Annotated in this window: 26 protein-coding genes; 10 read left to right on the plus strand and 16 right to left on the minus strand. The window is 72.0% G+C overall.

Annotated features, from left to right (window positions below; genetic code table 11):
- Positions 1-225 (plus strand): DUF1003 domain-containing protein (locus JNK30_RS17605; RefSeq protein ID WP_293484182.1); only part of this gene is annotated, 225 nt, incomplete at its 5' end.
- Between the two features lie 18 nt (positions 226-243).
- On the opposite strand, the gene JNK30_RS17610 is transcribed toward JNK30_RS17605, so the two are convergent.
- On the minus strand, positions 244-1179 hold the full coding sequence (locus JNK30_RS17610; RefSeq protein WP_293484184.1) for a GlxA family transcriptional regulator: 936 nt from the start codon (positions 1177-1179) through the stop codon (positions 244-246).
- A gap of 80 nt (positions 1180-1259) precedes the next feature.
- Between JNK30_RS17610 and JNK30_RS17615 the strand changes: the two genes are divergently transcribed.
- Complete coding sequence (locus JNK30_RS17615) at positions 1260-1949, plus strand: DJ-1/PfpI family protein (protein WP_293484185.1); 690 nt, start codon at positions 1260-1262, stop codon at positions 1947-1949.
- A gap of 259 nt (positions 1950-2208) precedes the next feature.
- Here JNK30_RS17615 and JNK30_RS17620 read toward each other — a convergent pair whose 3' ends face one another.
- The 6 genes from JNK30_RS17620 to nadA are packed head-to-tail and all read right to left on the minus strand — an operon-like array spanning position 2209 to position 6637.
- A complete protein-coding gene (locus JNK30_RS17620; RefSeq protein ID WP_293484187.1) occupies positions 2209-2454 on the minus strand; it encodes a hypothetical protein in 246 nt (81 codons plus the stop codon).
- 1 nt (position 2455) lies between these two features.
- Entirely contained in the window at positions 2456-2668 is a 213-nt protein-coding gene (locus JNK30_RS17625; protein ID WP_293484188.1) for a hypothetical protein, read from the minus strand.
- Between the two features lie 44 nt (positions 2669-2712).
- Complete coding sequence (gene nadC / locus JNK30_RS17630; protein ID WP_293484189.1) at positions 2713-3564, minus strand: carboxylating nicotinate-nucleotide diphosphorylase; 852 nt, start codon at positions 3562-3564, stop codon at positions 2713-2715.
- Positions 3561-5084, minus strand: a complete 1524-nt coding sequence (locus JNK30_RS17635; protein WP_293484191.1) for an L-aspartate oxidase — start codon at positions 5082-5084, stop codon at positions 3561-3563. The genes nadC and JNK30_RS17635 overlap by 4 nt, the downstream gene beginning before the upstream one ends.
- Positions 5077-5553 carry a hypothetical protein gene (locus tag JNK30_RS17640; protein WP_293484192.1) on the minus strand — a complete coding sequence of 159 codons (477 nt, stop codon included), beginning with the start codon at positions 5551-5553 and terminating at the stop codon, positions 5077-5079. Before JNK30_RS17640 ends, JNK30_RS17635 begins: the two co-directional genes overlap by 8 nt.
- 1 nt (position 5554) lies before the next feature.
- Positions 5555-6637: a quinolinate synthase NadA gene (gene nadA, locus JNK30_RS17645; protein ID WP_293484194.1), complete on the minus strand. Its 1083-nt coding sequence runs from the start codon at positions 6635-6637 to the stop codon at positions 5555-5557.
- A gap of 308 nt (positions 6638-6945) precedes the next feature.
- Here nadA and JNK30_RS17650 point away from each other — a divergent pair, with 308 nt between their 5' ends.
- Positions 6946-8061, plus strand: a complete 1116-nt coding sequence (locus JNK30_RS17650; RefSeq protein WP_293484195.1) for a cell wall hydrolase — start codon at positions 6946-6948, stop codon at positions 8059-8061.
- On the opposite strand, the gene JNK30_RS17655 is transcribed toward JNK30_RS17650, so the two are convergent.
- Both JNK30_RS17655 and trxB read right to left on the minus strand, forming a co-directional pair.
- On the minus strand, positions 8062-8550 hold the full coding sequence (locus JNK30_RS17655) for a GNAT family N-acetyltransferase (protein WP_293484196.1): 489 nt from the start codon (positions 8548-8550) through the stop codon (positions 8062-8064). It abuts the gene before it with no gap.
- Positions 8551-8554: 4 nt separating this feature from the next.
- On the minus strand, positions 8555-9556 hold the full coding sequence (trxB, locus tag JNK30_RS17660) for a thioredoxin-disulfide reductase (RefSeq protein ID WP_293484198.1): 1002 nt from the start codon (positions 9554-9556) through the stop codon (positions 8555-8557).
- Between the two features lie 88 nt (positions 9557-9644).
- Between trxB and JNK30_RS17665 the strand changes: the two genes are divergently transcribed.
- The 3 genes from JNK30_RS17665 to JNK30_RS17675 are packed head-to-tail and all read left to right on the plus strand — an operon-like array spanning position 9645 to position 11602.
- On the plus strand, positions 9645-9848 hold the full coding sequence (locus JNK30_RS17665; protein ID WP_293484199.1) for a hypothetical protein: 204 nt from the start codon (positions 9645-9647) through the stop codon (positions 9846-9848).
- Between the two features lie 34 nt (positions 9849-9882).
- Positions 9883-10938 (plus strand): pseudaminic acid synthase, encoded by a 1056-nt coding sequence (gene pseI, locus JNK30_RS17670; RefSeq protein WP_293484200.1) that lies wholly within the window; start codon positions 9883-9885, stop codon positions 10936-10938.
- Between the two features lie 4 nt (positions 10939-10942).
- Entirely contained in the window at positions 10943-11602 is a 660-nt protein-coding gene (locus JNK30_RS17675) for a DNA alkylation repair protein (protein WP_293484202.1), read from the plus strand.
- A gap of 15 nt (positions 11603-11617) precedes the next feature.
- Here JNK30_RS17675 and JNK30_RS17680 read toward each other — a convergent pair whose 3' ends face one another.
- Entirely contained in the window at positions 11618-12307 is a 690-nt protein-coding gene (locus tag JNK30_RS17680; RefSeq protein WP_293484203.1) for a PEPxxWA-CTERM sorting domain-containing protein, read from the minus strand.
- A 137-nt stretch (positions 12308-12444) separates the two neighbouring features.
- On the opposite strand from JNK30_RS17680, the gene JNK30_RS17685 reads away from it, so the two are divergent.
- The 3 genes from JNK30_RS17685 to JNK30_RS17695 all read left to right on the plus strand — a co-directional run bounded on the left by JNK30_RS17685 (position 12445) and on the right by JNK30_RS17695 (position 15146).
- Entirely contained in the window at positions 12445-12858 is a 414-nt protein-coding gene (locus tag JNK30_RS17685) for a LuxR C-terminal-related transcriptional regulator (RefSeq protein WP_293484205.1), read from the plus strand.
- Positions 12859-12960: 102 nt separating this feature from the next.
- Positions 12961-13494: a DUF4199 domain-containing protein gene (locus tag JNK30_RS17690; protein WP_293484207.1), complete on the plus strand. Its 534-nt coding sequence runs from the start codon at positions 12961-12963 to the stop codon at positions 13492-13494.
- Between the two features lie 161 nt (positions 13495-13655).
- Positions 13656-15146: an NAD(P)/FAD-dependent oxidoreductase gene (locus JNK30_RS17695; protein ID WP_293484209.1), complete on the plus strand. Its 1491-nt coding sequence runs from the start codon at positions 13656-13658 to the stop codon at positions 15144-15146.
- A 182-nt stretch (positions 15147-15328) separates the two neighbouring features.
- Here JNK30_RS17695 and pseG read toward each other — a convergent pair whose 3' ends face one another.
- From pseG to JNK30_RS17725, 6 genes are all read right to left on the minus strand, one after another.
- Positions 15329-16369, minus strand: coding sequence for a UDP-2,4-diacetamido-2,4,6-trideoxy-beta-L-altropyranose hydrolase (pseG, locus tag JNK30_RS17700; RefSeq protein WP_293484211.1), 1041 nt, complete (start codon positions 16367-16369; stop codon positions 15329-15331).
- Positions 16370-16575: 206 nt separating this feature from the next.
- A complete protein-coding gene (locus JNK30_RS17705; protein WP_293484213.1) occupies positions 16576-19212 on the minus strand; it encodes a calcium-binding protein in 2637 nt (878 codons plus the stop codon).
- Between the two features lie 131 nt (positions 19213-19343).
- The gene (locus JNK30_RS17710; protein ID WP_293484214.1) at positions 19344-20312 is read right to left on the minus strand and encodes a mitochondrial fission ELM1 family protein; all 969 of its coding nucleotides are present in this window, start codon (positions 20310-20312) and stop codon (positions 19344-19346) included.
- Between the two features lie 10 nt (positions 20313-20322).
- The gene (greA, locus tag JNK30_RS17715; RefSeq protein WP_293484215.1) at positions 20323-20796 is read right to left on the minus strand and encodes a transcription elongation factor GreA; all 474 of its coding nucleotides are present in this window, start codon (positions 20794-20796) and stop codon (positions 20323-20325) included.
- A 119-nt stretch (positions 20797-20915) separates the two neighbouring features.
- Positions 20916-21527, minus strand: coding sequence for a hypothetical protein (locus JNK30_RS17720; RefSeq protein WP_293484216.1), 612 nt, complete (start codon positions 21525-21527; stop codon positions 20916-20918).
- A gap of 17 nt (positions 21528-21544) precedes the next feature.
- Positions 21545-22051, minus strand: coding sequence for an ATP-binding protein (locus JNK30_RS17725; RefSeq protein WP_293484218.1), 507 nt, complete (start codon positions 22049-22051; stop codon positions 21545-21547).
- Between the two features lie 219 nt (positions 22052-22270).
- Here JNK30_RS17725 and JNK30_RS17730 point away from each other — a divergent pair.
- Positions 22271-22845 (plus strand): carotenoid oxygenase family protein (locus tag JNK30_RS17730; RefSeq protein ID WP_293484220.1); only part of this gene is annotated, 575 nt, incomplete at its 3' end.

A 22845-nucleotide genomic window follows, 5' to 3' on the forward strand; every position in this document is an offset into this window, starting at 1 on the left:
CTGGCCGCGATCCAGGCGCCGATCATCATGATGAGCCAGAACCGGGCCGCGCAGCGCGACCGGGAGGCGGCCGAGCACGACTACATCGTCAACCTGCGCGCCGAGCTGGAGATCATGCACCTGCACGACAAGGTCGACGCCCTGCGGCGGCGCGAGCTCCTGGGCATCGTCAAGCGCCAGAACGAGGCCTTGCGCCTGCTGCGAGCCCACGGCCGGGCGGACTAGGGGCGCCGAGCGGCCGCATCAGGCGCGGGCGGCGCGGCGGAGGGCCTGGGGCGGCTGGCCGAAGGCGCGGAGGAAGGCCCGGCGCATGCGCTCGGGGTCGCCGAAGCCGGCGATCTCGGCCACGCGGTCGATAGGCGCGCGGCCGGCCTCGACCTCGGTGCGGGCGGCCTCCAGGCGCAGGCGCTCGACCGCCTTGGCCGGCGTGGTCCCCGTCTCGGCGGCGAAGGCGCGGGCGAAGTTGCGCGGGCTCATGGCCGCCTGTTCGGCGAGGCGCTCGACGGTGAGCGGCTCGGCGAGGTGGGCGCGCATCCAGTCCATCAGCTCGGCGAAGCGGCCGGTGCGGCCGCCGAGGTCGACCAGCGCCGAGAACTGCGACTGCCCGCCGGGGCGGCGCTGGTGGACGACCAGCTGCTGGGCGACGCGGCGGGCCGCCTCGACGCCGAGGTCGTCCTCGACGAGCGCCAGGGCCAGGTCGATGCCGGCGGTGATGCCGGCCGAGGTCCAGACGTCGCCGTCGCGCACGAAGATGCGGTCGGCGTCCAGCTTCGCCCTGGGATAGCGGCGCGCGAAGTCGTCGGTGCGGCCCCAGTGGGTGGTGCAGCGACGGCCATCCAGCAGCCCCGCCTCGGCCAGCAGATAGGCGCCCGAGCAGACGCTGGCGCGGCGGCGCGCCGGCGTCGCCTTCAGCCAGGCGACGATGCTCGCGAGCGCGGCGAGGTCGCGGGTGCCGTCGCCCCCGGAGACCAGGACGGTGTCGAACGGCCCCGGCCCCAGGGGCTCGGCGTCCATGGCCGCGCCGCAGGAGCTGGCGACGGATCCGCCGCCCGGCGCCTGGAGCGACAAGGCGTAGGCGCCCGGCCGCAGGCGCTCCGCGATCTCGAACGCCGCGAGGGGGCCGGCGGTGTCGAGGATCTGGAAGCCCGGGAAGATGACGAAGGCGATGTGGCGCGTCATGGCAGGATTTGCGGGAACTCTGTCGTTTCGGACAAGGCGTAGCGCGCCTAAACGGTGCGGGTCAACTCGCGGAGGCCGCCATGTCCCGACTGCAGATCGTCATCGCGCTGTACCCCGGCGTGACCCACCTGGACTTCACCGGGCCTCACCAGGTGCTGGTGCGGACGCCCGACGCCGACGTCGTCGCCGCCTCGGTCGGCGGACAGGACATCGACGCCGAGGGGCTGACGTTCACGAAGCTGGCGGACCTGGCCAAGCTGGAGCGCTGCGACGTGCTGCTCGTGCCCGGCGGTTTCGGCACCGCCGCGGCCATGCTGGACGAGCCGTTCATGCGCGAGATCCGGCGGCTGGGCGCCGGCGCCCGCTACCTCACCTCGGTCTGCACGGGCTCGCTGATCCTGGGCGCGGCAGGGTTCCTGAAGGGCCGGCGGGCCGCGTCCCACTGGGCGTGGCGGCACCTGCTGGAGCCGCTGGGCGCCACCGTGAGCGAAGAGCGCGTCTGCCGCGACGGGAATGTCATCACCGGCGGCGGGGTCACGGCCGGCATCGACTTCGCGCTGGTGCTGCTGGAGGAACTGGCGGGGCGCGATTTCGCCGAGTCGATCCAGCTCGGCCTGGAGTACGCCCCCGCGCCGCCCTTCGACGGCGGCCGGCCCGAGCTGGCGCGGCCGGAGATCCTGGCGCAGGTCAAGGCGAACATGGCCCAGGTGGCCGACGCCCGTTTCGCCGCGGCGACCGAGGCGGCGGCGCGGATGGAGACGGCGGGCTGAGTACACGCTGATCGGGACGCCGTTTCCCGCCGACGCGGGATTGTCATCCCGGTTTCGCCGCAGGCGAAGACCGGGACCCATAGACTCCGCGCCTCAGAACCACCGCAGCCGCGCCGCCGCACCGCGGCGACAACCATCGGGCGCGTATGGGTCCCGGTTTTCCGCGGCGCGGAAACCGGGATGACAGCTGCGAAAGGAGCGCCTCAACCCCACTAACTGTGGGGGCGCCTCTGCAGGCGCCACGAAGGCCCCCACCCGATCAGTGCTGGCCCGACTTGCCGCGCTGGACGCTGTTCTGCTGGCTGTCCGTCTTGCCCTTGGCGTCGTGCGCGTGGTGGCGGTCGCGTTCGCCGCCGCCGCCGGACACGCCGCTGAACTGGGTGTTGGTCGGCTCGTCGGGGCCGCGTCCGTCGCGCGGCTTGTCCTTCGGCTTCGGCTCGGAGCGGTCCTCGTGGCTGGCGCCGGGGCCGCCCCAGCGTTCGGTGTCGGGATGCTTGTCCGGCATGTCAGCGGTCCTGCTGGTAACCCTGGTGGTGGGTGTTCTGGTTGATGTCGCCGTGCCGGCCCTGCTGGTCGAGGTTCGTGTCGTCGTCGCCCGGCTGGCTCGACTGATGGCCCGTGACGCGGTCGCGGCGGCCGATGTCGGCGCCGGCGACGTCCGGCTTCTCGTCGGGGGACGAGCGCTGTTCGGGCGGGATCGGGGGGGCTTTCGAAGTCATCGGGTCCTCCTCGTCTGGGACGAGGTCAACCCGCGGGCCCCGGGTTAGTTGCCGACGGCGTCGAGGCCGATGTCGAGCACCCGGGCGGAATGCGTCAGCGCGCCGACGCTGATGACGTCGACCCCGGTCTCGGCGATCTCGCGCACCGTCTCGAGCGTGACCCCGCCCGACGCCTCGATCGTGACGCGGCCGCCGGCCAGCTTCACCGCCTCGCGCATGTCCTCGAGGTTGAAGTTGTCCAGCATCACGACGTCGGGATCGTGGGCGAGGGCCTCCTGGAGCTGAACCAGGCTGTCGACCTCGACCTCGACCTTGACCAGGTGGCCGGCGAACGCCTTGGCGCGGCGCACGGCCTCGCCCACGGAGCCGCAGGCGGCGACGTGGTTGTCCTTGATGAGGATGGCGTCGTCGAGGCCGAAGCGGTGGTTGATCCCGCCGCCGCAGCGCACGGCGTACTTCTCGAGGTGGCGCAGGCCCGGCGTGGTCTTGCGGGTGTCGGTGATCCTGGCCCCCGTGCCGGCCACAGCATCCACGAAGTCCTGGGTCAGGGTCGCGACGCCGCAGAGGCGGCCGAGCAGGTTCAGGGCCGTGCGCTCGGCCGTGAGGATCGCGCGGGCGTTGCCGCTGACGCGCGCGAGCCGCGTGCCGGCGGGAACCGCCTGACCGTCGTCGGTGAGCAGGTCGATGGCGACGCCGGCGTCGAGCTCCGCGAGCGCCAGGCGGATGACCGACAGGCCCGCCACCACACCGCCGCGGCGGGCGGCGAAGTCGGCGGTCAGCCGCGCGTCGGCAGGGACGCAGGCGCGGGCCGTGATGTCGCCCGCCCGGCCCAGGTCCTCGGCGAGGGCGGCGCGAACCACGGGGGCGATCAGGAGGTCGGGAAGGGGCTCGATCATTCGGCGGCGTACCTCACTCCAGGCCGGTCCACGTCGGCGAGCGTGGCCATGCTGCGCCGCGCGTCGGTTCCCGTCGCCGGGAAGTCCTTGCGGAAGTGTCCCCCACGGCTCTCGCGGCGGGCGAGGGCGCCCTGCGCGACGAAGCGAGCCGCAACCAGCGCCGCGCTGCGGCCGCGCCGGGCCTCGAGCGCGTCGATCACCCCGAGAAGCCGGGAAAGCCCCTCGGCGTCCCGCACGACGCCCGCGTCGCGGCTCATGGCGCCGCGCAGGAGCTGGAGGTCGTCCGCGGGCAGCTCGGGGGCCGTCACCGCGAAGAGCGGGCGGGCTTCCGCCGTCTCCGCCGCCGCGGCGCGCCCGGCGCGCGCGCCGAGGACCGCCGCCTCCAGCAGCGAATTGGACGCGAGCCGGTTGGCCCCGTGCAGGCCGGTCGAGGCGCACTCGCCGGCGGCGTAGAGGCCGGGCAGCGAGGTGCGGCCGTCCGTGTCGGTGGCGATGCCGCCCATGTGGTAGTGGCAGGCCGGCGCGACCGGGATCGGCTGGACCCGGGGATCCACGCCGCCGCCCATGCAGGCGGCGAACACCGCCGGGAACTCGGCCGGGAAGTGCGCCCCCACCGCATCGCGCGCGTCGAGGAAGGCGCCGCGGCCGGCGGCCAGCTCGGCGTGGATGGCGCGGGCCACCACGTCGCGCGGCGCCAGCTCGGCGTCGGGATGATAGCGGGCCATGAAGCGTTCGCCGTCGGCGTTGACCAGGACGGCGCCCTCGCCGCGCAGGGCCTCGGTGGCCAGCGGCGCCGGGTCGCGGCCGATGTCGATCGCCGTCGGATGGAACTGGACGAACTCGGGGTCGGCGATGGTCGCGCCGGCCAGCGCCGCCAGGCCGAGGCCTTCGCCGAGGAGCTCGGCCGGGGTGGTCGTGACCTTGTAGAGCCCGCCGACGCCGCCGGTGGCCAGCACCACCGCGCGGGCGACGATCTCGACGGAGCGGCCGCCCATCCGGACGACCACGCCGCCGATGCGGCCGGCGGCGTCCTGCAGCAGCCCCGTGAGCTTCGCCCCGGTGCGGACCTCCACGTGCGCGGCCGCGAGCACGGCCACAGTCACCGCGTCCATGATCGCGCGGCCGGCCTGGTCGCCTTTCACGCGTGCGACCCGGGCGCGGGAGTGCGCGGCCTCGAGGCTCTGGGCGAAGTCGCCGTCGGCCGTCCGGTCGAACGGCGCGCCCAGGTCGGCCAGCCGGCGCACCGCGGCCGGGCCTTCGGCGGCCAACAGGCGGGCGACCTCGGGCACGACCAGCCCGGCGCCGGCGGCGATGGTGTCGGCCGCGTGCAGGTCGGGCGTGTCGTCGGCCGACAGCGCGGCGGCGAGCCCGCCCTGCGCCCAGGCGGACGAGCAGCCCTGGTTCAGCGGGGCCTCGCTGAGCAGCAGCACCCTGGCGGGCGCGGCGGCCAGGGCGGCGGACAGGCCGGCGAGCCCGGCGCCCACCACGACCACGCCTTCATGACGAACGCGCTCAGCCATGGACAGCCTCGTAGAAGATGTCGGTGGGCCGCGTGCGGGCGGCGAGGTCGAAGGCGCCGTGCACTTCCCAGTGCACGCCGGTCAGCCGGCGGCCCAGGCGGGCCGCGGCGTCCCTGGCGGCCTGATGGGCCGAGAGGCGCTCGGACCACGCCCCGCGATGGGTGACCTGCACCGCCTCGCCCCCGGGCGTGTTCCAGGGCGCGATGGCGCCCAGCCCCGGGAAGGGGCGCGCGACGCCGACGCCGATGCGAAGCTCCATGACGCCGTCGTCGTCCTCGCCCTCGCACAGGACCACGTCGCCCCAGTACGGGCTGTACGCGCCGCCCGCCCGCAGGGCCGCGTGGACGCGCTCCAGCGCGCCGAACACGACCTGCCCCATCTGGTCCGCGCGGACGCGCGCCGCGACCGCCGCGATGGGCTGGGCCGTCACGGTCGCGATGACCGGCGCGTAGGTCGCCTCCAGGGCCACCTCAGATCAGCTCCACGTCCACGTGATGGCGGGCCTTCACGAGGTCGTAGCGGGCCGGCTGCGCCGGCGGCGGCAGGTCGACCATCCGCTGCACCGCCAGGCGCGCACGCTCGGCGATGGCCGGATCGACGGTGACCTCGTAGCGGTCGTGCACGAGGGCCTCGTAGATGTTCTCGAGGCTGATGCGCTTCATGTGCGGGCAGAGGTTGCACGGGCGCACGAACTCGGTGTCCACCGCGTCGGCCGCCACGTTGTCGGCCATCGAGCATTCGGTGATCAGCACCACGCGCTTGGGCCGGCGCTGGATGACGTAGTCGTTCATCGCCGCCGTCGAGCCGGCGAAGTCCGACACCTCCAGCACCTCGGCGGGGCACTCGGGGTGCGCCAGAACCTCGGCGCCGGGGTAGGCGGCCTTGATCTCCAGGATGTCCTCGGCGGTGAAGCGCTCGTGCACCTCGCAGCGGCCCTTCCAGGCGATGATGCCGATGTGCGTCTGGCGCGCGACGTTGCGGGCCAGGAACTCGTCGGGGATGAGGATGACCCGGTCGACGCCCCACTGCCGCGCGGCTTCCTCCACCACCTGGACGGCGTTGGCGCTGGTGCAGCAGATGTCGGTCTCGGCCTTCACGTCGGCGGTCGTGTTCACGTAGGTGACCACCGGCAGGCCCGGGTAGCGCTGCTTGATCAGGCGCACGTCGGCGCCCGTGATCGAGGACGCGAGGCTGCAGCCGGCGCGCAGGTCGGGGATCAGGACGCGCTTCTCGGGCGACAGGATCTTCGAGGTCTCGGCCATGAAGTGCACGCCGGCCTGGACGATGATCTTCGCATCCGAGCGCGCGGCTTCCTTGGCGAGGCCCAGGCTGTCGCCCACATAGTCGCCCACGCCGTGGAAGATCTCGGGCGTCATGTAGTTATGCGCGAGGATGACCGCGTCCTTCTCCCGCTTCAGGCGGTTGATCTCGGCGATCAGCGGGGCGTGCAGGCGCCACTCCATGGGCGTGACGTGGCGCTTCACCTTCTCCCATGCGGGGGCGGTGGCTGCCTCGACGTCTGGCGTGAACGCGAACTGGAACCCGTCGGCCATGGCGCGCCTCCTTATGCTCAAAGTGAGCATTTCTCAGGCCTATGAAAGGGCGCCTGGCCCGCAAGACCGGCGCCCGCACCCCTTATGCTCACTTCGAGCATAAGGCGCATGATATAGGCCTGACGTGGGGATGTGCAAGGGCGATTCGAACGGTGATCCGCCGGGGCGGGCGGGCCGCACCGGCACGCGATTTGCGATCGGGGGTCAAAATGCCGCCCGTTTGCGCCTATATGCGACGGCCGCAGGTTTGCTCGGAGGGGTGGTCCCTGGCGTTTTCGGATCTGAGACGGCCGCGCCCGAGCCGGGCGATGGCGAGGACCGCGGCGGTCCTCACCGTGCTCCTGGGCGCGACGGCCTGTGCGCCGCGCGAGCCCGAGCCGGCGCGCTTCGTCTCGCGCGAGATCTCGGACAAGGGCCTCCTCCAGCTGGCGTCGGGCATGGACCCGGCGATGCGCGCGCTGGCGCTGCGCCACGACCCCGGCTCGCGGGCGCCGGACCGCTGGGGCCGGACGAGCGGCTGGGAGCGGCTGGATCTCGACGACGTGCCGGACCTGGGCCTGGGCCCCGCGGAAGGGCAGACGGCCGAGGAGGTCAACGCGCTCCGGCCCTTCGCCACCCTGCCGATCCGGCCAATGCGGCCCTTCGTGCTGAAGGCTTCGGGCGCCGACCGGGCGAGAGCCGTCCAGTGCCTGGCCGAGGCCGTGTACTACGAGGCCGCGCGCGAGCCCGAGGTGGGGCAGGAGGCGGTCGCCCAGGTCGTGCTGAACCGGCTGCGCCACCCGGCGTACCCGAAGTCGGTGTGCGGCGTGGTCTACCAGGGGTCGGCGCGCGCCACGGGCTGCCAGTTCACCTTCACCTGCGACGGATCGCTCCGCTACAAGCCGATGCCCGCCCTGTGGTCGCGGGCCCGGGCCGTGGCGGAACGCGCGCTCAACGGCTACGTCGAGACGTCCGTTGGGTCGGCCACGCACTATCATGCCCAGTACGTGGCCCCTTACTGGGCCCCCACGCTCGTCAAGATGAAGCAGGTGGGCCAGCACATCTTCTACCGCTGGACGGGGCCGTGGGGCGAGCCGCCGGCCTTCACGGGACGCTACGCCGGCGGTGAAGCGTACCTGAGCCCGGCCGTGCTCGGCGCGATCGACGCCCGCACCCAGGGCGGCGACTTCCCGGTGCAGACCGAGGCGCAGTTGGCCGAGCGCAAGATCACCCTGGCCGTCGCGGGCGAAGTCCGGACCTACAGCGTGGTCGATCCCACCGTGCCCGGCGGCGAACGCCAGCGCGTGATGGGCGTGCTGATGTCGACCCGCCGCCAGCCGACGCCCGACGAGGTGCGGCGCATCAACCAGACGCTGGAGACGCTGGAACGCGATCTCGACGCCAAGGCCGCGGCGTCCGCGCCCGTGCAGCGGGCGACGGACTGATCAGCCCGAGAAGGCGTCCGGGTAGGCGACGGTGAGGGGGGCGCCGAAGGCGTCCTTCTCGAGCGCCAGGGCCATGAAGGCCGGGTTCCCGCGATAGGGGCTGGCCACCTGCGCGGCGGTCTCGGCCGCGAACCCGAACCTCGGATAGTACGCCGGGTGGCCGAGCACGAGGACGCCGTGCGCGCCGAACTCCCGCGCCTGCTCCAGCGCCGCCCGCACGAGGGCCGAACCCGTCCCGCCGCGCTGCTGCCCCGGCCGCACGGCCAAAGGCGCCAGGGCGGCGAAGAGCTCGGACCGGTCGGCGTAGAGGCGGCTGAAGAGGATGTGGCCGATCACGCGGTCGTCCTCGACCGCCACCAGTTCGAACAGGACGTCGCCGTCCGCGCGCAGGCGCTCGATGAGGCGGACCTCGTCGGCGCCCCCGAAGGCGAGCGCGTTCACCTCGGCGATGGCCGCGTGATCGCCGGGGCGGGCGTGGCGGATGCTCACGCGCTCACCAGGCCCCGATCTTCTGGGCCTCGCCGTGGCTGATCGGCTGGTGGGCGGCCTTGTGGTCCTGCTCGGCCAGGAACCGCACGGCTTCGAGGGCCGCCATGCACCCCATGCCGGCGGCGGTCACCGCCTGGCGGTAGACGTCGTCCGTCACGTCGCCGGCCGCATACACCCCCTCGATGGCCGTGGAGGCGCTTCCGGGCTTCACCTTCAGGTATCCGCTGGCGTCCATCTCGAGCTGGCCCTTGAAGAGCTCGGAGGAGGGGGCGTGCCCGATGGCGATGAAGACGCCGTCGCAGGCGACGGTCCGGACCTCGCCGGTCTTGACGTTCCTGAGCCGGACGCCCGTCACGCCGAGGGGATCGGTGTCGCCCAGCACCTCGTCGATGGCGCTGTCCCAGATCACCTCGATCTTCGGGTGGTTGAAGAGGCGCTCCTGGAGGATCCGCTCGGCGCGGAATTCGCCGCGGCGGTGCACCACCGTGACCTTCGAGGCGAAGTTCGTGAGGAACAGCGCCTCCTCGACCGCCGTGTTTCCGCCGCCGACGACCACCACCTGCTTGCCGCGGTAGAAGAAGCCGTCGCACGTGGCGCAGGCCGAGACGCCGAAGCCCTGGAACCTGGCCTCGGTCGGCAGGCCCAGCCACTTGGCCTGGGCGCCGGTGGCGATGATCAGGGTCTCGGCCAGCCAGACCTGGCCGCTGTCGGTCTCCAGGCGGAACGGACGCTGCGAGAGGTCGGCCCGGGTCACGATGTCGGTGACGATCTCGGTTCCCACGTGGGCGGCCTGGGCCTGCATCTGCTCCATCAGCCAGGGGCCCTGAATGACGTCGGCGAAGCCGGGGTAGTTCTCCACGTCGGTGGTGATGGTGAGCTGGCCGCCGGGCTGGATGCCCTGGATCAGCACGGGCTTCAGGAGCGCGCGGGCGGCGTAGATGGCGGCGGTGTAGCCGGCGGGGCCAGACCCGACGATGAGGCAGCGGACGGAGCGAGGTTCGGACATCCCTCTTATTTAGGCGGGATTCTCGGCGCGTGCGACGGGTTCCGCCGCGGACGGCGGAACGAAGGGGCCGCGATCCCGTTCCTGGCCGATGAGCGACAAGTTGAAGATCGCCGGGATCGTCTTCCTCGGCTTCCTGGCGCTGGGCGCCGGATGGGCGTTGTGGATGGGCCTGAAGCTGCTGGCGTGGATCGCCGGCGTGGCGCTGGCCCTCGGCGTGGCCGCGGGCGTGGCCTGGGGCGCGCGCAGCCGCAAGCGGCTCGCCGGCCCCGCCGACCGTTCGCGGCTTAGTTAACGCCGGCTTCAAGGGGCAGGCGTATCGTCGCCCCATGCCGAATCGACCCGAGATCGAGATCGCCGGCCGCCGCATCGGGGCGGACCAGCCGCCCTACGTGATCTGCGAGCTGAGCGGCAATCACAACGGCAGCCTCGACCGGGCGCTGCAGATGCTGGACGCCGCCGCCGACACGGGCTGCGACGCGATCAAGATCCAGACCTACACGGCCGACACCATCACCATGGACGTGGACCGCCCCGAGTTCACGATCCACGGCGGTCTGTGGGACGGGCGCACCCTCTACGAGCTCTACCAGGAGGCCCAGACGCCGTTCGAGTGGCACGCGGCCCTGTTCGAGCGCGCGCGGGCCCGCGGGGTGACCCTGTTCTCCAGCCCGTTCGACGAGACGGCGGTGGACCTGCTCGCCGACCTGGGCGCGCCCGCCTACAAGATCGCGTCGTTCGAGGCGGTCGATCTGCCGCTGATCCGCTACGCCGCGGCCAAGGGCAAGCCGCTGATCATCTCCACGGGCATGGCGAACCTGGCCGAGATCCGGACGGCGCGCGACACGGCCCTCGAGGCCGGGGCGGCCGGCGTGGTCCTGCTGCACTGCGTCTCCAGCTATCCGGCCACGTTCGCCGACGCCAACGTGCGCACGGTCACCGACATGGCCGCCCGCTTCGACTGCCCGATCGGCCTGTCGGACCACACCCCCGGCACGGCCGCCTCGGTCGCCGCGGTGGCCATGGGCGCCAGCGTGATCGAGAAGCACTTCACCCTGGCGCGGGCCGACGGCGGTCCCGACGCGGCCTTCAGCCTGGAGCCGGCCGAGTTCAGGGCGCTGGTCGACGACACGAAGGCGGCCTGGGCGTCCCTGGGCAAGGCGCACTACGACGTCCTGGGCTCGGAGCGAGGAAACCTGCTCTTCCGCCGCTCGCTCTACGTCTCGGCGGACGTGAAGGCCGGGGAGCTCCTCAGCCGCGACAACGTGCGGTCCATCCGGCCGGGCAACGGCCTGCCGCCCGCCTGCCTCGACGAGGTGCTCGGACGCGCCGCGAGCCGGGACCTGCAGCGGGGTGAGCCGCTCGCCTGGGACATGCTAGCCTGAGGCCGTGGGCCCGCAGGACATCGCCGACGAACTCAGCGCCGAGCTGCTGGCGCTCCCCCGGCGCGACACCCCCGCATGGCGCGCCGTGCGCCGGAGCTGGTCGGCCCGGCTGAAGACGGCGCCGGCCGGCACGGTGATCCTGGCCGCCCAGGCGCTGGAACGGCGCACGGATCAGCCCGGCAAGTGGATCGCATACGAGCTCATCCGCTTCCACGGCCCTGCCTTCGCGGCGATCGGCGAGGGCGAGATCGAGGACTTCGTGGACCGCGTGGAGTCCTGGTACGCCACCGACGCCTTCGGCACGCAGCTGTCGGGGCCGCTATGGGCCGAGGGCCGGATTTCGGACGCCCTGGTCGACCGCTGGTCGACGTCGCCGAGGATGTGGCTCCGACGATCCGCCCTCGTGGCCACCGTCGGCCTGAACGGAAGCCTGCCGGGACGCCGGGGCGATCCGGGGCGCACCCTGCCGATCTGCCTGCGCCTCGCCGGGGATCGCGAGGACATGGTCGAGAAGGCGGTCAGCTGGGCGCTCCGCTACCTCTCGCAGCGGGACCGGGAGGCGGTCGCGAGCTTCATGGCGGAGCACGGCGACCGTTTCTGCAGCCGCGTCCGGCGCGAGGTGCGCAACAAGCTCGCAACCGGCCGGAAGAACCCCCGCGCCTGACCGGCGCGGACGCCGTCAGGCGACGGCGGCGGTCCGCCGACGAAGCGCCGCGCCCGCCAGGCCGAACCCAGCGATCATGAGGGCCCAGGCCGACGGTTCGGGCACGCCCCCGACCACGCCGCCGCCCGTGAAGTCGACCTCGTCGATGAAGGACCACGGCCCGTAGCCGCCGCCCTGATTGCGCACCTCGAGGCGGACGTACTGCGCGTCGAAGCTGGCGCCGCTGAGCGTCAGGAAGACGTGCGGAGCGGTGGAGAGGTCCGGGTTGTTGTTGGCGTCGCTGGGCGGCGTGACGAGAGACCAGCGCTCGAGCCAGTCCACGCCGTTGTTCGAGGAAAAGACCCGCAGGTTCGGGAGGACGACGTCGAGCAGGTTGTCCTGGGTCGTGCCGACGTCGACGCGGGTGAAGTTGAACGGGCCGCCGAACGAGAAGTCGATGTTCACGACGCTGTCGGTCCAGCCGACCCAGGGTGCGGCCCCGTCCACCGCCCAGCCGGCGTAGCCGAGGACACCGTCGGTCAGCTCGCCGAACGGGGTGACCGGCTGGGGCGACCCGGCCCCCGTGAAGACGCCCGCGTCGTGGTAGCAGAACGACCCGCAGTCGGTGGCCGCGTCGAAGGTGTAGCCCGTCGGGTTCAGGGTCGCGGCCGAAACGGCCGTCGAGAGCCCCAGGGCGGCGACCGCGCCCGCGACAATGGCTTTCATCAACATGAGTTCTTCCCCCGACGCCAAGCCGTCCCCGCGCGGGACCGCCGGGCCTTGTCGCCTGGCAGGTCCGGGCAGACACCCCCCGATTGGGGGCCCCGCCTTGACCGTAAGCGCCGACGCGGCATGTTCGACCGATGGTTCGGTTCGCGGCGCCCTATGCGATCGCCCTGGCGGCAGGGGCCTTCCTGCTGCAGTGGCTGGAGTACCGCCAGCTCAGTCACGGCCTGGCGCTGGAGGCCTATATCGCGATCCTGGCGCTGGCCTTCTCGGCCGGCGGGGCGTGGCTCGGCTGGCGTCTCGCCGCCCGACGGCGCGGGCCCGGCTTCGTCCGCAACGAGGCGGCGCTGGCCTCGCTGCGGCTGACACGGCAGGAGCTTCGCGTTCTCGAGATCCTCGCCACCGGTCAGTCCAACAAGGAGATCGGGCGAACCCTGGGGCTCTCGCCCAACACGGTGAAGACGCATCTGGCCAACGCCTGCGCCAAGCTCGGCGTCAGCCGGAGGACCGAGGCCGTCGGGCGCGCCCGGGAACTGGACCTGATTCCGTAGTCCGAACGGCCGATCGGGGCGAATTCACCCGTTTGGGCGATAGGCCGCCGGGGCCGGGAGCGACGAGGCTGGCTGCGTCAACACGCAACGCGGAGGAGCGGCATGGCCCGCATCGTATTCGTCTATGGCCTCATCTCGGGGCTCGTCGTGATCGGGGGGATCATCGCGACCGTCGTACTCAACGGCGACACGCCCCACGGCAATGTCTGGCTGGGCTATCTGATCATGCTGCTGGGGCTGTCCCTCGTCCTGGTCGGCGTGAAGCAGTACCGCGACCAGGTGCGTGGCGGCGTCATCGGCTTCCTGCCGGCGCTGGGCGTGGGGCTCGCGATCGCCGTCCTGGCGTCGCTGGCCTATGTGGCGGCCTGGGAGGCGTATCTCGCGGCCACGGACTACGCGTTCATGGACCAGTACGTCAGCGCCACGCTGCAGGCCCGGCGCGCGGAAGGCCTCACCGGCGAGGCCTACAAGGCGCTGGAGCGCGATCTCGCCGAGATGGCCGTGAATTACCGCTCGCCAGTCTTCCGGCTGCCGATGACCTTCATCGAGATCTTCCCGGTGGGCGTGCTCGTGGCACTGGTCAGCGCCGGGCTCCTGCGCAACAGCCGCTTCCTGCCGGCGAAGTCCCGGTCGTAGCACAACCCGCCGCGCGCGCCCTGCCCGCGCCGCCGCGGGCAGGGTTGCCGGTTGACGCCTCCGAATTCGTTATCAATGATAACTTAGCTTGATCTCGATCAAGGCCGAGCAGGCCCGCGGCGCGGACGCTGACGGCGAAAACAATCCGGGGGAGGCCTGACGTGACCGCTGAGCATTTCGATGTCCTGATCGTCGGAGCCGGGATTTCCGGCGTCGGCGCCGCCTACCACCTGCAGACCCAGTGCCCCGGCAAGAGCTATGTGGTGCTCGAGGCGCTGGAGAGCTTCGGCGGCACCTGGCTGACGCACAAGTATCCGGGCATCCGTTCCGACAGCGACCTCTACACGTTCGGCTACCGCTTCAAGCCTTGGGTAGGCCCGCCGATCGCCACGGCCGAGGAGATCCTCTCGTACATGGGCGAGGTGATCGAGGAGAACGACCTCGCGCGCCACATCCGCTACCGGCACAAGATCGCCCGGGCCAGCTGGTCCTCGAAGGCCAACGCCTGGACGATCGAGGCCACGGACGGCGACGGCAATCCCGTCACCATCACCGCCAACTTCCTGTGGATGTGCCAGGGCTACTATCGGCACTCGGAAGGCTACACGCCCGAGTGGCCGGGCATGGGCGACTTCGACGGCCGGATCATCCACCCACAGACCTGGCCGGACGACCTGGACCTGAAGGGCAAGAAGGTCGTCATGATCGGCTCGGGCGCGACGGCGGCGACGGTCCTGCCCGCGATCGCCGGCGACGTCGGCCATGTGACGCTGCTGCAGCGCTCGCCGACCTATTTCATCCCCGGCCGCAACGCCAACGAGCTCGCCGACGTGCTGCGCGAGCTGAAGATCGACGAGACCTGGATCCACGAGATCGTGCGCCGCAAGATCCTGCACGACCAGGACGCCTTCACCCGGCGCTCGTTCGACGAGCCCGAGGCGGTCAAGCAGGAGCTGCTCGCCGGCGTCAGCGCCTTCGTGGGCCCCGAGATCACGGCCAAGCACTTCACGCCCACCTACCGTCCCTGGCGGCAGCGGATCGCGTTCGTGCCTGACGGGGACATCTTCGAGGCCGTCAAGGCCGGCAAGGCGTCGGTCGTCACCGACGAGATCGAGCGCTTCGAGAAAGGCGGGGTGCGGCTGAAGTCCGGCGACCTGCTGGAAGCCGACGTCGTCATCAGCGCCACCGGCTTCAACCTGAACGTCCTGGGCGACATCGAATTCGTGGTCGACGGCAAGCCGCTGAACTTCGCCGACACGGTGACCTACCGGGGCATGATGTTCACGGGCGTCCCGAACATGGTCTGGGTGTTCGGCTACTTCCGCGCCAGCTGGACGCTGCGCGCCGACCTGGTGGGCGACTTCGTGTGCCGGCTCCTGAACCACATGGACGCCAAGCAGGCGAAGAAGGTGTCGGTGGCGCTGCGCCCCGAGGACGCCGACATGCCGCTCTCGACCTGGATCGATCCCGAGAACTTCAATCCGGGCTATCTGATGCGCGGCATGCACCTCCTGCCCAAGCGCGGGGACAAGCCGGAGTGGCAGCATAGCCAGGACTACTGGCGCGAGAAGGACGAGCTGCCGCTCATCGACCTGGACGACGCCGCCTTCGTCTACGAAGGCGCAGTCCGCCCGGACTCGATCGCCGCCTGACGCCGGCCTGGCGTCCGTCCCCAATTCCGGTCATCCCGGCGAAGGCCGGGATCCAGATGGAAGGGCTCGGAAGCGGGGTCCGTACGCTCGAAGCCCTTCCCACCACGATCTCGCGCGTGGATCTGGGTCCCGGCATTCGCCGGGACAGTCGGAAGTTGTTGAAATCGCTAGGCTAGCTGGGTCTAGGGCCGGCTGCGCTCCGGCGGCTCGGCCCGCGCCGCGACCAGGGCCAGGAAGGCCTGGGCCGCACGCCCTGCGCCCAGGCCGTCGCACAGGTCCGCGCTCCTGCGGGCGAGGTCGCGCCGCAGCTCGGCGTCGCGCATGAGCCGCGTGAGGGCCCGATCGAAGGCGGCCTCGAACTCCGGGGCCTCCAGGTCGACCACCAGGGCGGCGCCGCGCTCCTGCATCGCGAGGGCCGCCGGCCTCTGATTGTCGGCGAGCACCACCAGGATGGAGGGCAGGCCCAGGGCGCAGCGTTCCCAGTTGGACGATCCCGGCGCGCCCACGCCGATGTCGGCCTCCGCCGTGAGGCGGGCCATGTGCGGGGTGTCGACGTGGAGGGCCAGGCGCGGGTCCCGGCGGGCGACCTTGGCGAGCCCCGGCAGGCTGGGGGCGGCGGCGCCGAGCACGATGTCGAGCCCCTCGTCGGCCAGGCGGGGACGAATGCGCTCCACCAGCCGTGCGGTGACGCCGCCGACGTCCGTCAGGCCCATGGCCACGAGGATCCGCTGCACCGGCTCGCCCCGCCAGGCCAGCGCGGGCTCGCGAAGCGCGGCGAACTCGGGCCGCACCAACGCGTAGTCGGGCCCGAGCAGCAGGCGCGCGCGTTCAGGGACAAGGTCCGCATAGTCCGCCGCGGTCCGGGCCGGCCCCGCGTCGAGCAGGAGGTCCGCGCCGAGCGGCCGGTCGGCCAGGTCGTCGATGACGAGTACCGGTTTGCCCTGCGAGATCGCGCGATGGTCCGGCTCGGAGAGCCGGTAATGGTCGAACACGATGGCGTCGAACGTCTCGGCCATAGCCGTGGCGCCCAGGTCCGCCGCGGGGACGCGCGCCGTCGCGGGCGCGAACGCATCCAGCATGTCGGCCATGGCCGGCGGGCCCACGAAGGTGGTGCTCGCGCCCTGGGCTTCCAGGGCGCCCGCGAGCGTGAGGGAGCGCATCACGTGGCCGCCGCCGACGGCGGGTCCGGCGTCTACGACGAAGAGGATTCGGGGACCGGTCATGGCCGACGATGCGCCAGGAAGCGGGCAGCAACGGGGCGGCCGGCGAAGCGCGCCGGCGGACGGCCCGTGGCGCAGGCGGCCGCGCGTCCGCGGCGCGTCGAGGCGAGGGTCACCAGGCGGGTCATCGGCTTCGAATGCGCTGATGCGCGCCAAAAGCAAAGGGCCGCCCCGAAGGGCGGCCCCGCAGGTCCCGGATCGTCGGGCCGCTAGATGAAGCTGGCCGAGGTCACCGTGCCGCCGCCGACGAGGAGCACCGACTGGTCGGCGGTTCCATCCCCGTTGGAGTCGACGAACACGATGTTGTCGGCGCCCACCGTGTAGACGGCGTAGATGACGGTGCCGTTCATCGCGGTGTTCGCCGCCGCGAGGGCCGCGGCGTAGTCCGCCACGGCGCCGCCGTCGGTGAAGTTGGTCCCCGAACCCGCCGACAGGCCGAACTCGAAGCGGTCGGCCGCCGCGAAGTCGGTGATCTGGTCCGAGGTCGCGAGCGTGATGCCGGTGTCGCCGGCCGCGAAGAAGTAGGTGTCGGCCGCACCGCCGCCGGTGAGGGTGTCGACCCCCGTCCCGCCGGTGATGCTGTCCGTTCCCGCGCCGCCCAGCACCGAGTCGCCGCCGCCGCCGGCCGCCACCACGTTGGCGCCGTCGCCGGCGGTGATGGTGTCCGTTCCGACGCCGGTGGTGACGGTGTCCGCGTCCGCGCCGCCGGTGATGCTGTTGTTGCCGTCGCCGCCGTTGATCACGTTCGCGCCCGCGCCGGCGTCGATCGTGTCGGCGCCGGAGGTGGTCGTGATGTTGTCGACGCCGGCGCCGCCGACGATGCTGTCGTTGCCGCCGCCGCCGCTGACCGTGTTGGAGCCATCGCCGGTGGTGATGGTGTCGGTCCCGGAGCCGCCGGTGATCTGATCGTTGCCGTTGCCGGCCGTGATCTGGTCGCTGCCGCCGCCGCCCACGAGGGTGTTGTTGCCCGCGCCGGCGTTGATCGTGTCGTTGCCGCTCGAGAGCGTGATGGCGTCGTTGCCGCCGGCCGTGGTGACGCGGTCGCCGCCGCCCTGGCCGTTGATGACATTGTCGCCGCCCGCGTCGGTGATCGTGTCGTCGCCGACCCCGGCGTTGATCGTGTCGGCGCCCGTCCCCGAGGTGATGCTGTCGTTGCCGCTCGAGGTGTCGATGATGCTGTCGACGGCGCTGGCGGAGCCGTCGACGGTGTCGTCGCCGATGTCCGCCGTGACCGAACCGCGGCCCGAGTAGGTGATCACGTCGTTGCCGGCGCCGCCGTTCAGGATGTCGAGGCCGGTGGTCGTGGTGAGCGTGTCGTTGCCGGCGCCGCCGGTCATGGTGTCGTTGCCGGCGCCGGTCGTGATGATGTCGTTGCCGCCGCCGCCCGTGACGCTGTTGTTGCCGGCGCCCGCCGCGGCGGTGTTCTCGCCTTCGCCGGTGGAGATGGTGTCGTTGCCGCCGGTGGTGGTGATGTTGTCGCCGCCGGCGCCGCCGCTGACGCTGTCGTTGCCGCCGCCGCCGGAGTAGGTGTCGTCGCCGTCGCTGAGGTCGGCGCTGTCGTTGCCGGCGCCCGACGAGATCGAGTCGTTGCCCGCGCCCATGCTGTAGATGGTGTCGAGCGCCGCGCCGGAAACGGTGTCCGTGCCCGTGCCGGTCGTGACCGACCCGCCGCCGCCGCCCATGGTGACGACGTTGACGCCCGCGCCCCCGTTGATGGTGTCGTTGCCGCCGCCCGCGGCGATGGTGTCGTCACCCGTGTCGGTGGACACCACGTCGTCGCCGGCGCCCACGGTGACGCTGTCGTCGCCCGTGCCGGAGTTGACCGTGTTGTTGCCCGAGCTGGCGCTGATGGTGTCGTTGCCGGCGCCGGAGTCGATGGAGTCGTTGTCGACCAGCGCCGAGATGGAGTCGTTGCCCGACCCCGCGGTGATGGTGTTGGCCCCTGCGCCGCCCTGGAGGACGTTGTTGCCTTCGCCGCCGGAGATGTTGTCGGCGGCCGCGCCGCCCACGACCGAGTCGGCGCCGCCGCCGGCCAGGACCACGTTGGCCCCGGCGCCCGTGGTCACGGTGTCGTCGCCGTTCCCGGCGTCGAGGGTGTCGTTGCCGGCGCCGCCCACGAGCGAGTCGTTGCCTTCGCCGCCGTCGAGCGAGTCGGCGCCGCCGCCGCCGCCGTCCAGCACGTCGGCGCCGTCCTGGCCGCCCAGGGTGTCGGAGCCGGCCGCGGCGCCCAGGACGCTGTCGTCGCCGAGGTTGCCGAGCATGAAGTCGCCGCCGCCGGTCGAGCCGTCGATGGTGTCGTTGCCCTGGCCGCCGAGCATCAGGTCGGCGCCCGAGCCGCCGACGATCGAGTCGTTGCCGAGGTTGCCCTGGGCGAACTGGCGCAGGTCGGCCGTGCCGCCCGCGTTGCCGTTGATCGTGTCGTTGTCCCGGCCGCCGTACATCACGTCGAGGCCGGCGCCGCCGACCAGCGAGTCGTCGCCCTGGTTGCCCTGAAGCACGTCGTTGCCGCCCGCGCCGTCCAGCGTGTCGCTGCCGGTCGAGCCGTAGAGGCCGTCGGCCGCCGCGCTGCCCGCGAACGAGTCGTCGCCGGCGTTGCCGACGAACAGCCTGGAGCTGTCCTGGAAGACGAAGTCGGATTCGCCCCGGATCGAGCCCGGGTCGTTGAAGGTCAGGGTCTTGAACGGCGCCTGGATCTGGATGAAGTCCGGCGTGGTGGCGGTGAACGGGATGAAGATCACCGCGACCTGGGCCGCGGACAGCGACGCCGTGGTGAAGACGATTTGGTCGGCAGGCGTGTAGGCGAGCGCCTGATCCGCCGTCATGTCCTCGAAGAAAAAGATCGCCACTGTGCGGCCCCCAAAATGCGAATCGGATTCGTCCCTCGTGCGGGATCGTATCCACAATTCCTTAGCTAAGGTTACCGAGACGGGCGAGCCCGGCAAGAAACCATTGCCTACGGTTGAGCTTCCCGGATCGTTCAGCCTGAGCCGTCGTATCGGCGCAACACCTCGCGGGCGGCCCGGTCGGTTTCTAGCAGAGGTTCATACGGTTCCGCTGTCAGCTCGCCGACGAACGGCGCCGCCAGGCCGCGGCGCCGCAGCTCGGCATGGAAGCGGGCCAGCTTGGCGCTGCGCCCCTGCATGGGCAGGACGAAGATCGGCCGCCCCGTGGACGCGGCGTCGGTGGCGAGATTGGTGGAGTCTTCCGTCACGAGGATCGCGTCCGCCGCGGCGAGGTAGGCGAAGTAGGGGTTCTCGCCCGACCCGTCCCAGATCACGCCCGGCAGGCGCGAGAGCGCGGCGGCCAGCGCCTCGCGCGCGGGCGCGGGCGTGCGCCGGGTGAAGGTGACCATCACCGAGCCGCCGGCCGCGCCGACGGACCGCACGATCCGCTCGCCGAGCTCGGTCGCCAGGCCGGCCGGCAGGTCGTGGGCCTTCGACCGGCCGCCGATCACGACGGCGACCCGCGGGTGCGGCAGGGGGTCCAGCGTGTCGCGGAATCGGGCCAGGTCCAGCGAGAGCCGCTCGGGCGTCACGCGGTTGGGCGCGCCGAGGATGGGGAAGACGTTGTCGCCCGACAAGCCGTCGTGCTCGGGCGGGATCACGAGGTCGAAGCGGTCGAGCGGGGCCCGGGGGTCCTGGGTCTGGACCACGAAGGTCTTGCCCCCGGCCCACGCGAGCATGCGCGTCGAAAGCGGCAGGGTCGCGCGGCCCGCGGCGATCCAGAGGTCGGGGTAGGGCGCCGCGATCGGGTCGCCCGTCCGCGCCGCCGGCGGGATCAGGCGCCAGGGCAGGCGCCCGAGACCGAACCGCCAGCCGATGCGCTTGGGGGTGATGTGCGCCGGCCGCAGCCGGGCGATGGCTTCCGCCAGGCCGAGCGCCTGCGCCTCGATCCCGGCGCGACCGTCGGAGACCGCCCAGATCCGTAAGGGACGGGGCGCGCCCATCGGCGTGGGGCTAGACCCACTCCACCTTGGTGATTTCGTACGCCTTGACGCCGCCGGGCGTGTTCACCTCGACCACGTCGCCGGTTTCCTTGCCGATGATGGCGCGGGCGATGGGGGAGGTGATGGAGACGCGACCGCGCTTCACGTCGGCCTCGTGCTCGCCGACGATCTGGTAGCGGGCCTCTTCCTCGGTGTCCTCGTCCACCACCGAGACGGTGGCGCCGAACTTCACCTGGCTGCCCGAGAGCTTCGAGACGTCGATGACCTGCGCGCGGGCCATCTTGTCCTCGATCTCGGCGATCTGCCCCTCGATCCAGCCCTGGCGTTCCTTGGCCGCGTGGTATTCGGCGTTCTCGCTGAGGTCGCCGTGCGAGCGCGCCTCGGCGATCGCGGCGATGACCGCCGGGCGCTCCACCGTCTTCAAACGCTTCAGTTCTTCGTCGAGGGCCTTGTAGCCCTCGGCGGTCATCGGGACTTTTTCCATCGTAACTCGAGGTTCGCCTTGGTGATCCCCAACCCGGCCGCGGGCGCAAGCGACCCGGGGGCAGGGAAGCTAGGATTGTGCGGCGCAAAAATCAAGGCCCGGCGGTCGCGCCAGGCGGCCTAGGGAAGATCGGGGAGGGGAAGGGCGCCGTCCGGCGGGGCGGGGACCTCGGCCACGTTCAAGGTCATCGAGACGAGATCGTAGTATCCGCTGACGGCGATCAGGTCGACGACGCCCTGCTCGCCCAGCGCCGCCTTCGCGGCGCCGAAGGTCCGGTCGCCCACCCGCCTCTCGCGGCGGAGCTCGGTCGCGAAGTCGTAGACGGCGGCCTCGTCGGCCGCCATGCCGGCCGGACGACGCCCCTGCGCGAGGTCGGCCGCGATCTCGCGCTTCAGTCCCGCCTGCAGCGCCAGCGGATAGTGCGCGTACCACTCGTACTTGGCGTTCCAGTGGCGGGCGGTGATGAGGATGGCGAACTCGTTCAGCCTCGCGGGCAGGCTCGAGCGGAAGCGGATGTACTCGCCCACCTTCTGCGCCCGGTCGGCGAACTCGGGACTGCGCAGCCAGGTGTTGAACGGACCGCCCAGCGAGCGCCGGGGCCCCGACTGGATGGCGTCGGCGACCGCCTTCTGCGCCGGCGTCATCGCCTCGGGCGCGAGCTGTGGAAACCGCTCGGCCGCGTTTGCACCCGTCGCCATCAACACCCCCAGAACCAGGATCGTCCAGCGCATCGCGCCCCCTCCGCCGTTCACGCGCTCTCGCTGATGATCGCGCCTTCCAGTTCGGCGGGCTCGGGCGCCTCGAACACGCCTTCGACGAACTCGAACATCTCGGGCGTGACCTCGATGGCGAAGTTCTCGCCGCGCACGACGTTGCGGTCCGCCACCCGGGCGCGCCGCGTCTCCGCGCTCGCCGTGACGAAGTGGAACTGCAGCGGCAGTTCGGCGGCCTCGGCGATCTCGCGGACCCTGGCGCGGTCGGCGCGGCGCATGAGGCCGATGTCGAGGATCACCGAGGTTCCGGCGGCCAGGCAGGCCGCGGCGGTCGACCAGATCTGCGCCTCGCAGCGCTGCACCCGTTCGATCATCCACTCGTATTCGATGGGCTCGGGCATGTCGGGCGCGAAGAGGCGCGCCATCCAGTCGTCGAGGATGAACGGCACGGCGCGTTCCCGGCGGGCGAAGGCGTGGGCGTAGGTCGTCTTGCCGGCGCCGGAGGGGCCGAAGATCACGTGCAGGGTCGCAGGAGCGGACATGGCGTCGACTTAGCCCGCCCCCGGGGGATGACCAACATCTTGCGGGACCGCCGAGCCCGGGGCGGCAGACCCGCGCCGGGCGTTTTTCGTCGTCAACGGGGTTGACAAAGGCCTCGAGCTGAACCGGAAGCGCCAAAAATCTCCAATAGAAACAATGTGCTTGACCCCGGCGCGTCCGCGTTGTTGCGCTCCTTGCGTCTCTGCGCGGAGGGCGATGACATGGCTGACGGTCCCGAGGATCCCTTCCTCTCCCGCGGCTTCCGGCCGTTGCGCGAGGAGCTCGATCGCCCCGATCTGGCCATCGAGGGCGCGTTTCCGCCGGACCTCGCCGGAACCTACTATCGCATCGGGCCGAACCCGCAGTTCCCGCCGCGGCCGCCGTACAACCCGCTGATGGGCGACGGCATGGTCCATGCGTTCCGGATCGCCGACGGACGGGTGAGCTACCGCAACCGCTGGGTCCGGACCGGCCGCTGGAGCCGGGAGCACGCCGCCGGGCGCGCGCTGTTCGCGACCGCGGGGCCGTTCGGCGACGACCCCGAGGCGGGGCCGCGGCCGGTCGACGGCGTGGCCAACACCAATCTCGTCTGGCACGCCGGCCGCCTCCTGGCGCTGGAGGAGGGCTCGCCGCCCGTGGAGATCGACCCCCGGACCCTGGCGACCCTCGGCCCCTACAGCTTCGACGGCCGGCTTGGGCGGAACATGACCGCGCACCCCAAGATCGACCCGGCCACCGGCGCCCTGGCGCTGTTCGCGAACCTGCCGCGAGGACGGCTGACCGGCGAGCTCGCGCT

Source organism: Phenylobacterium sp., assembly GCF_016793225.1.
In the GTDB taxonomy this organism is placed as follows: domain Bacteria; phylum Pseudomonadota; class Alphaproteobacteria; order Caulobacterales; family Caulobacteraceae; genus Phenylobacterium.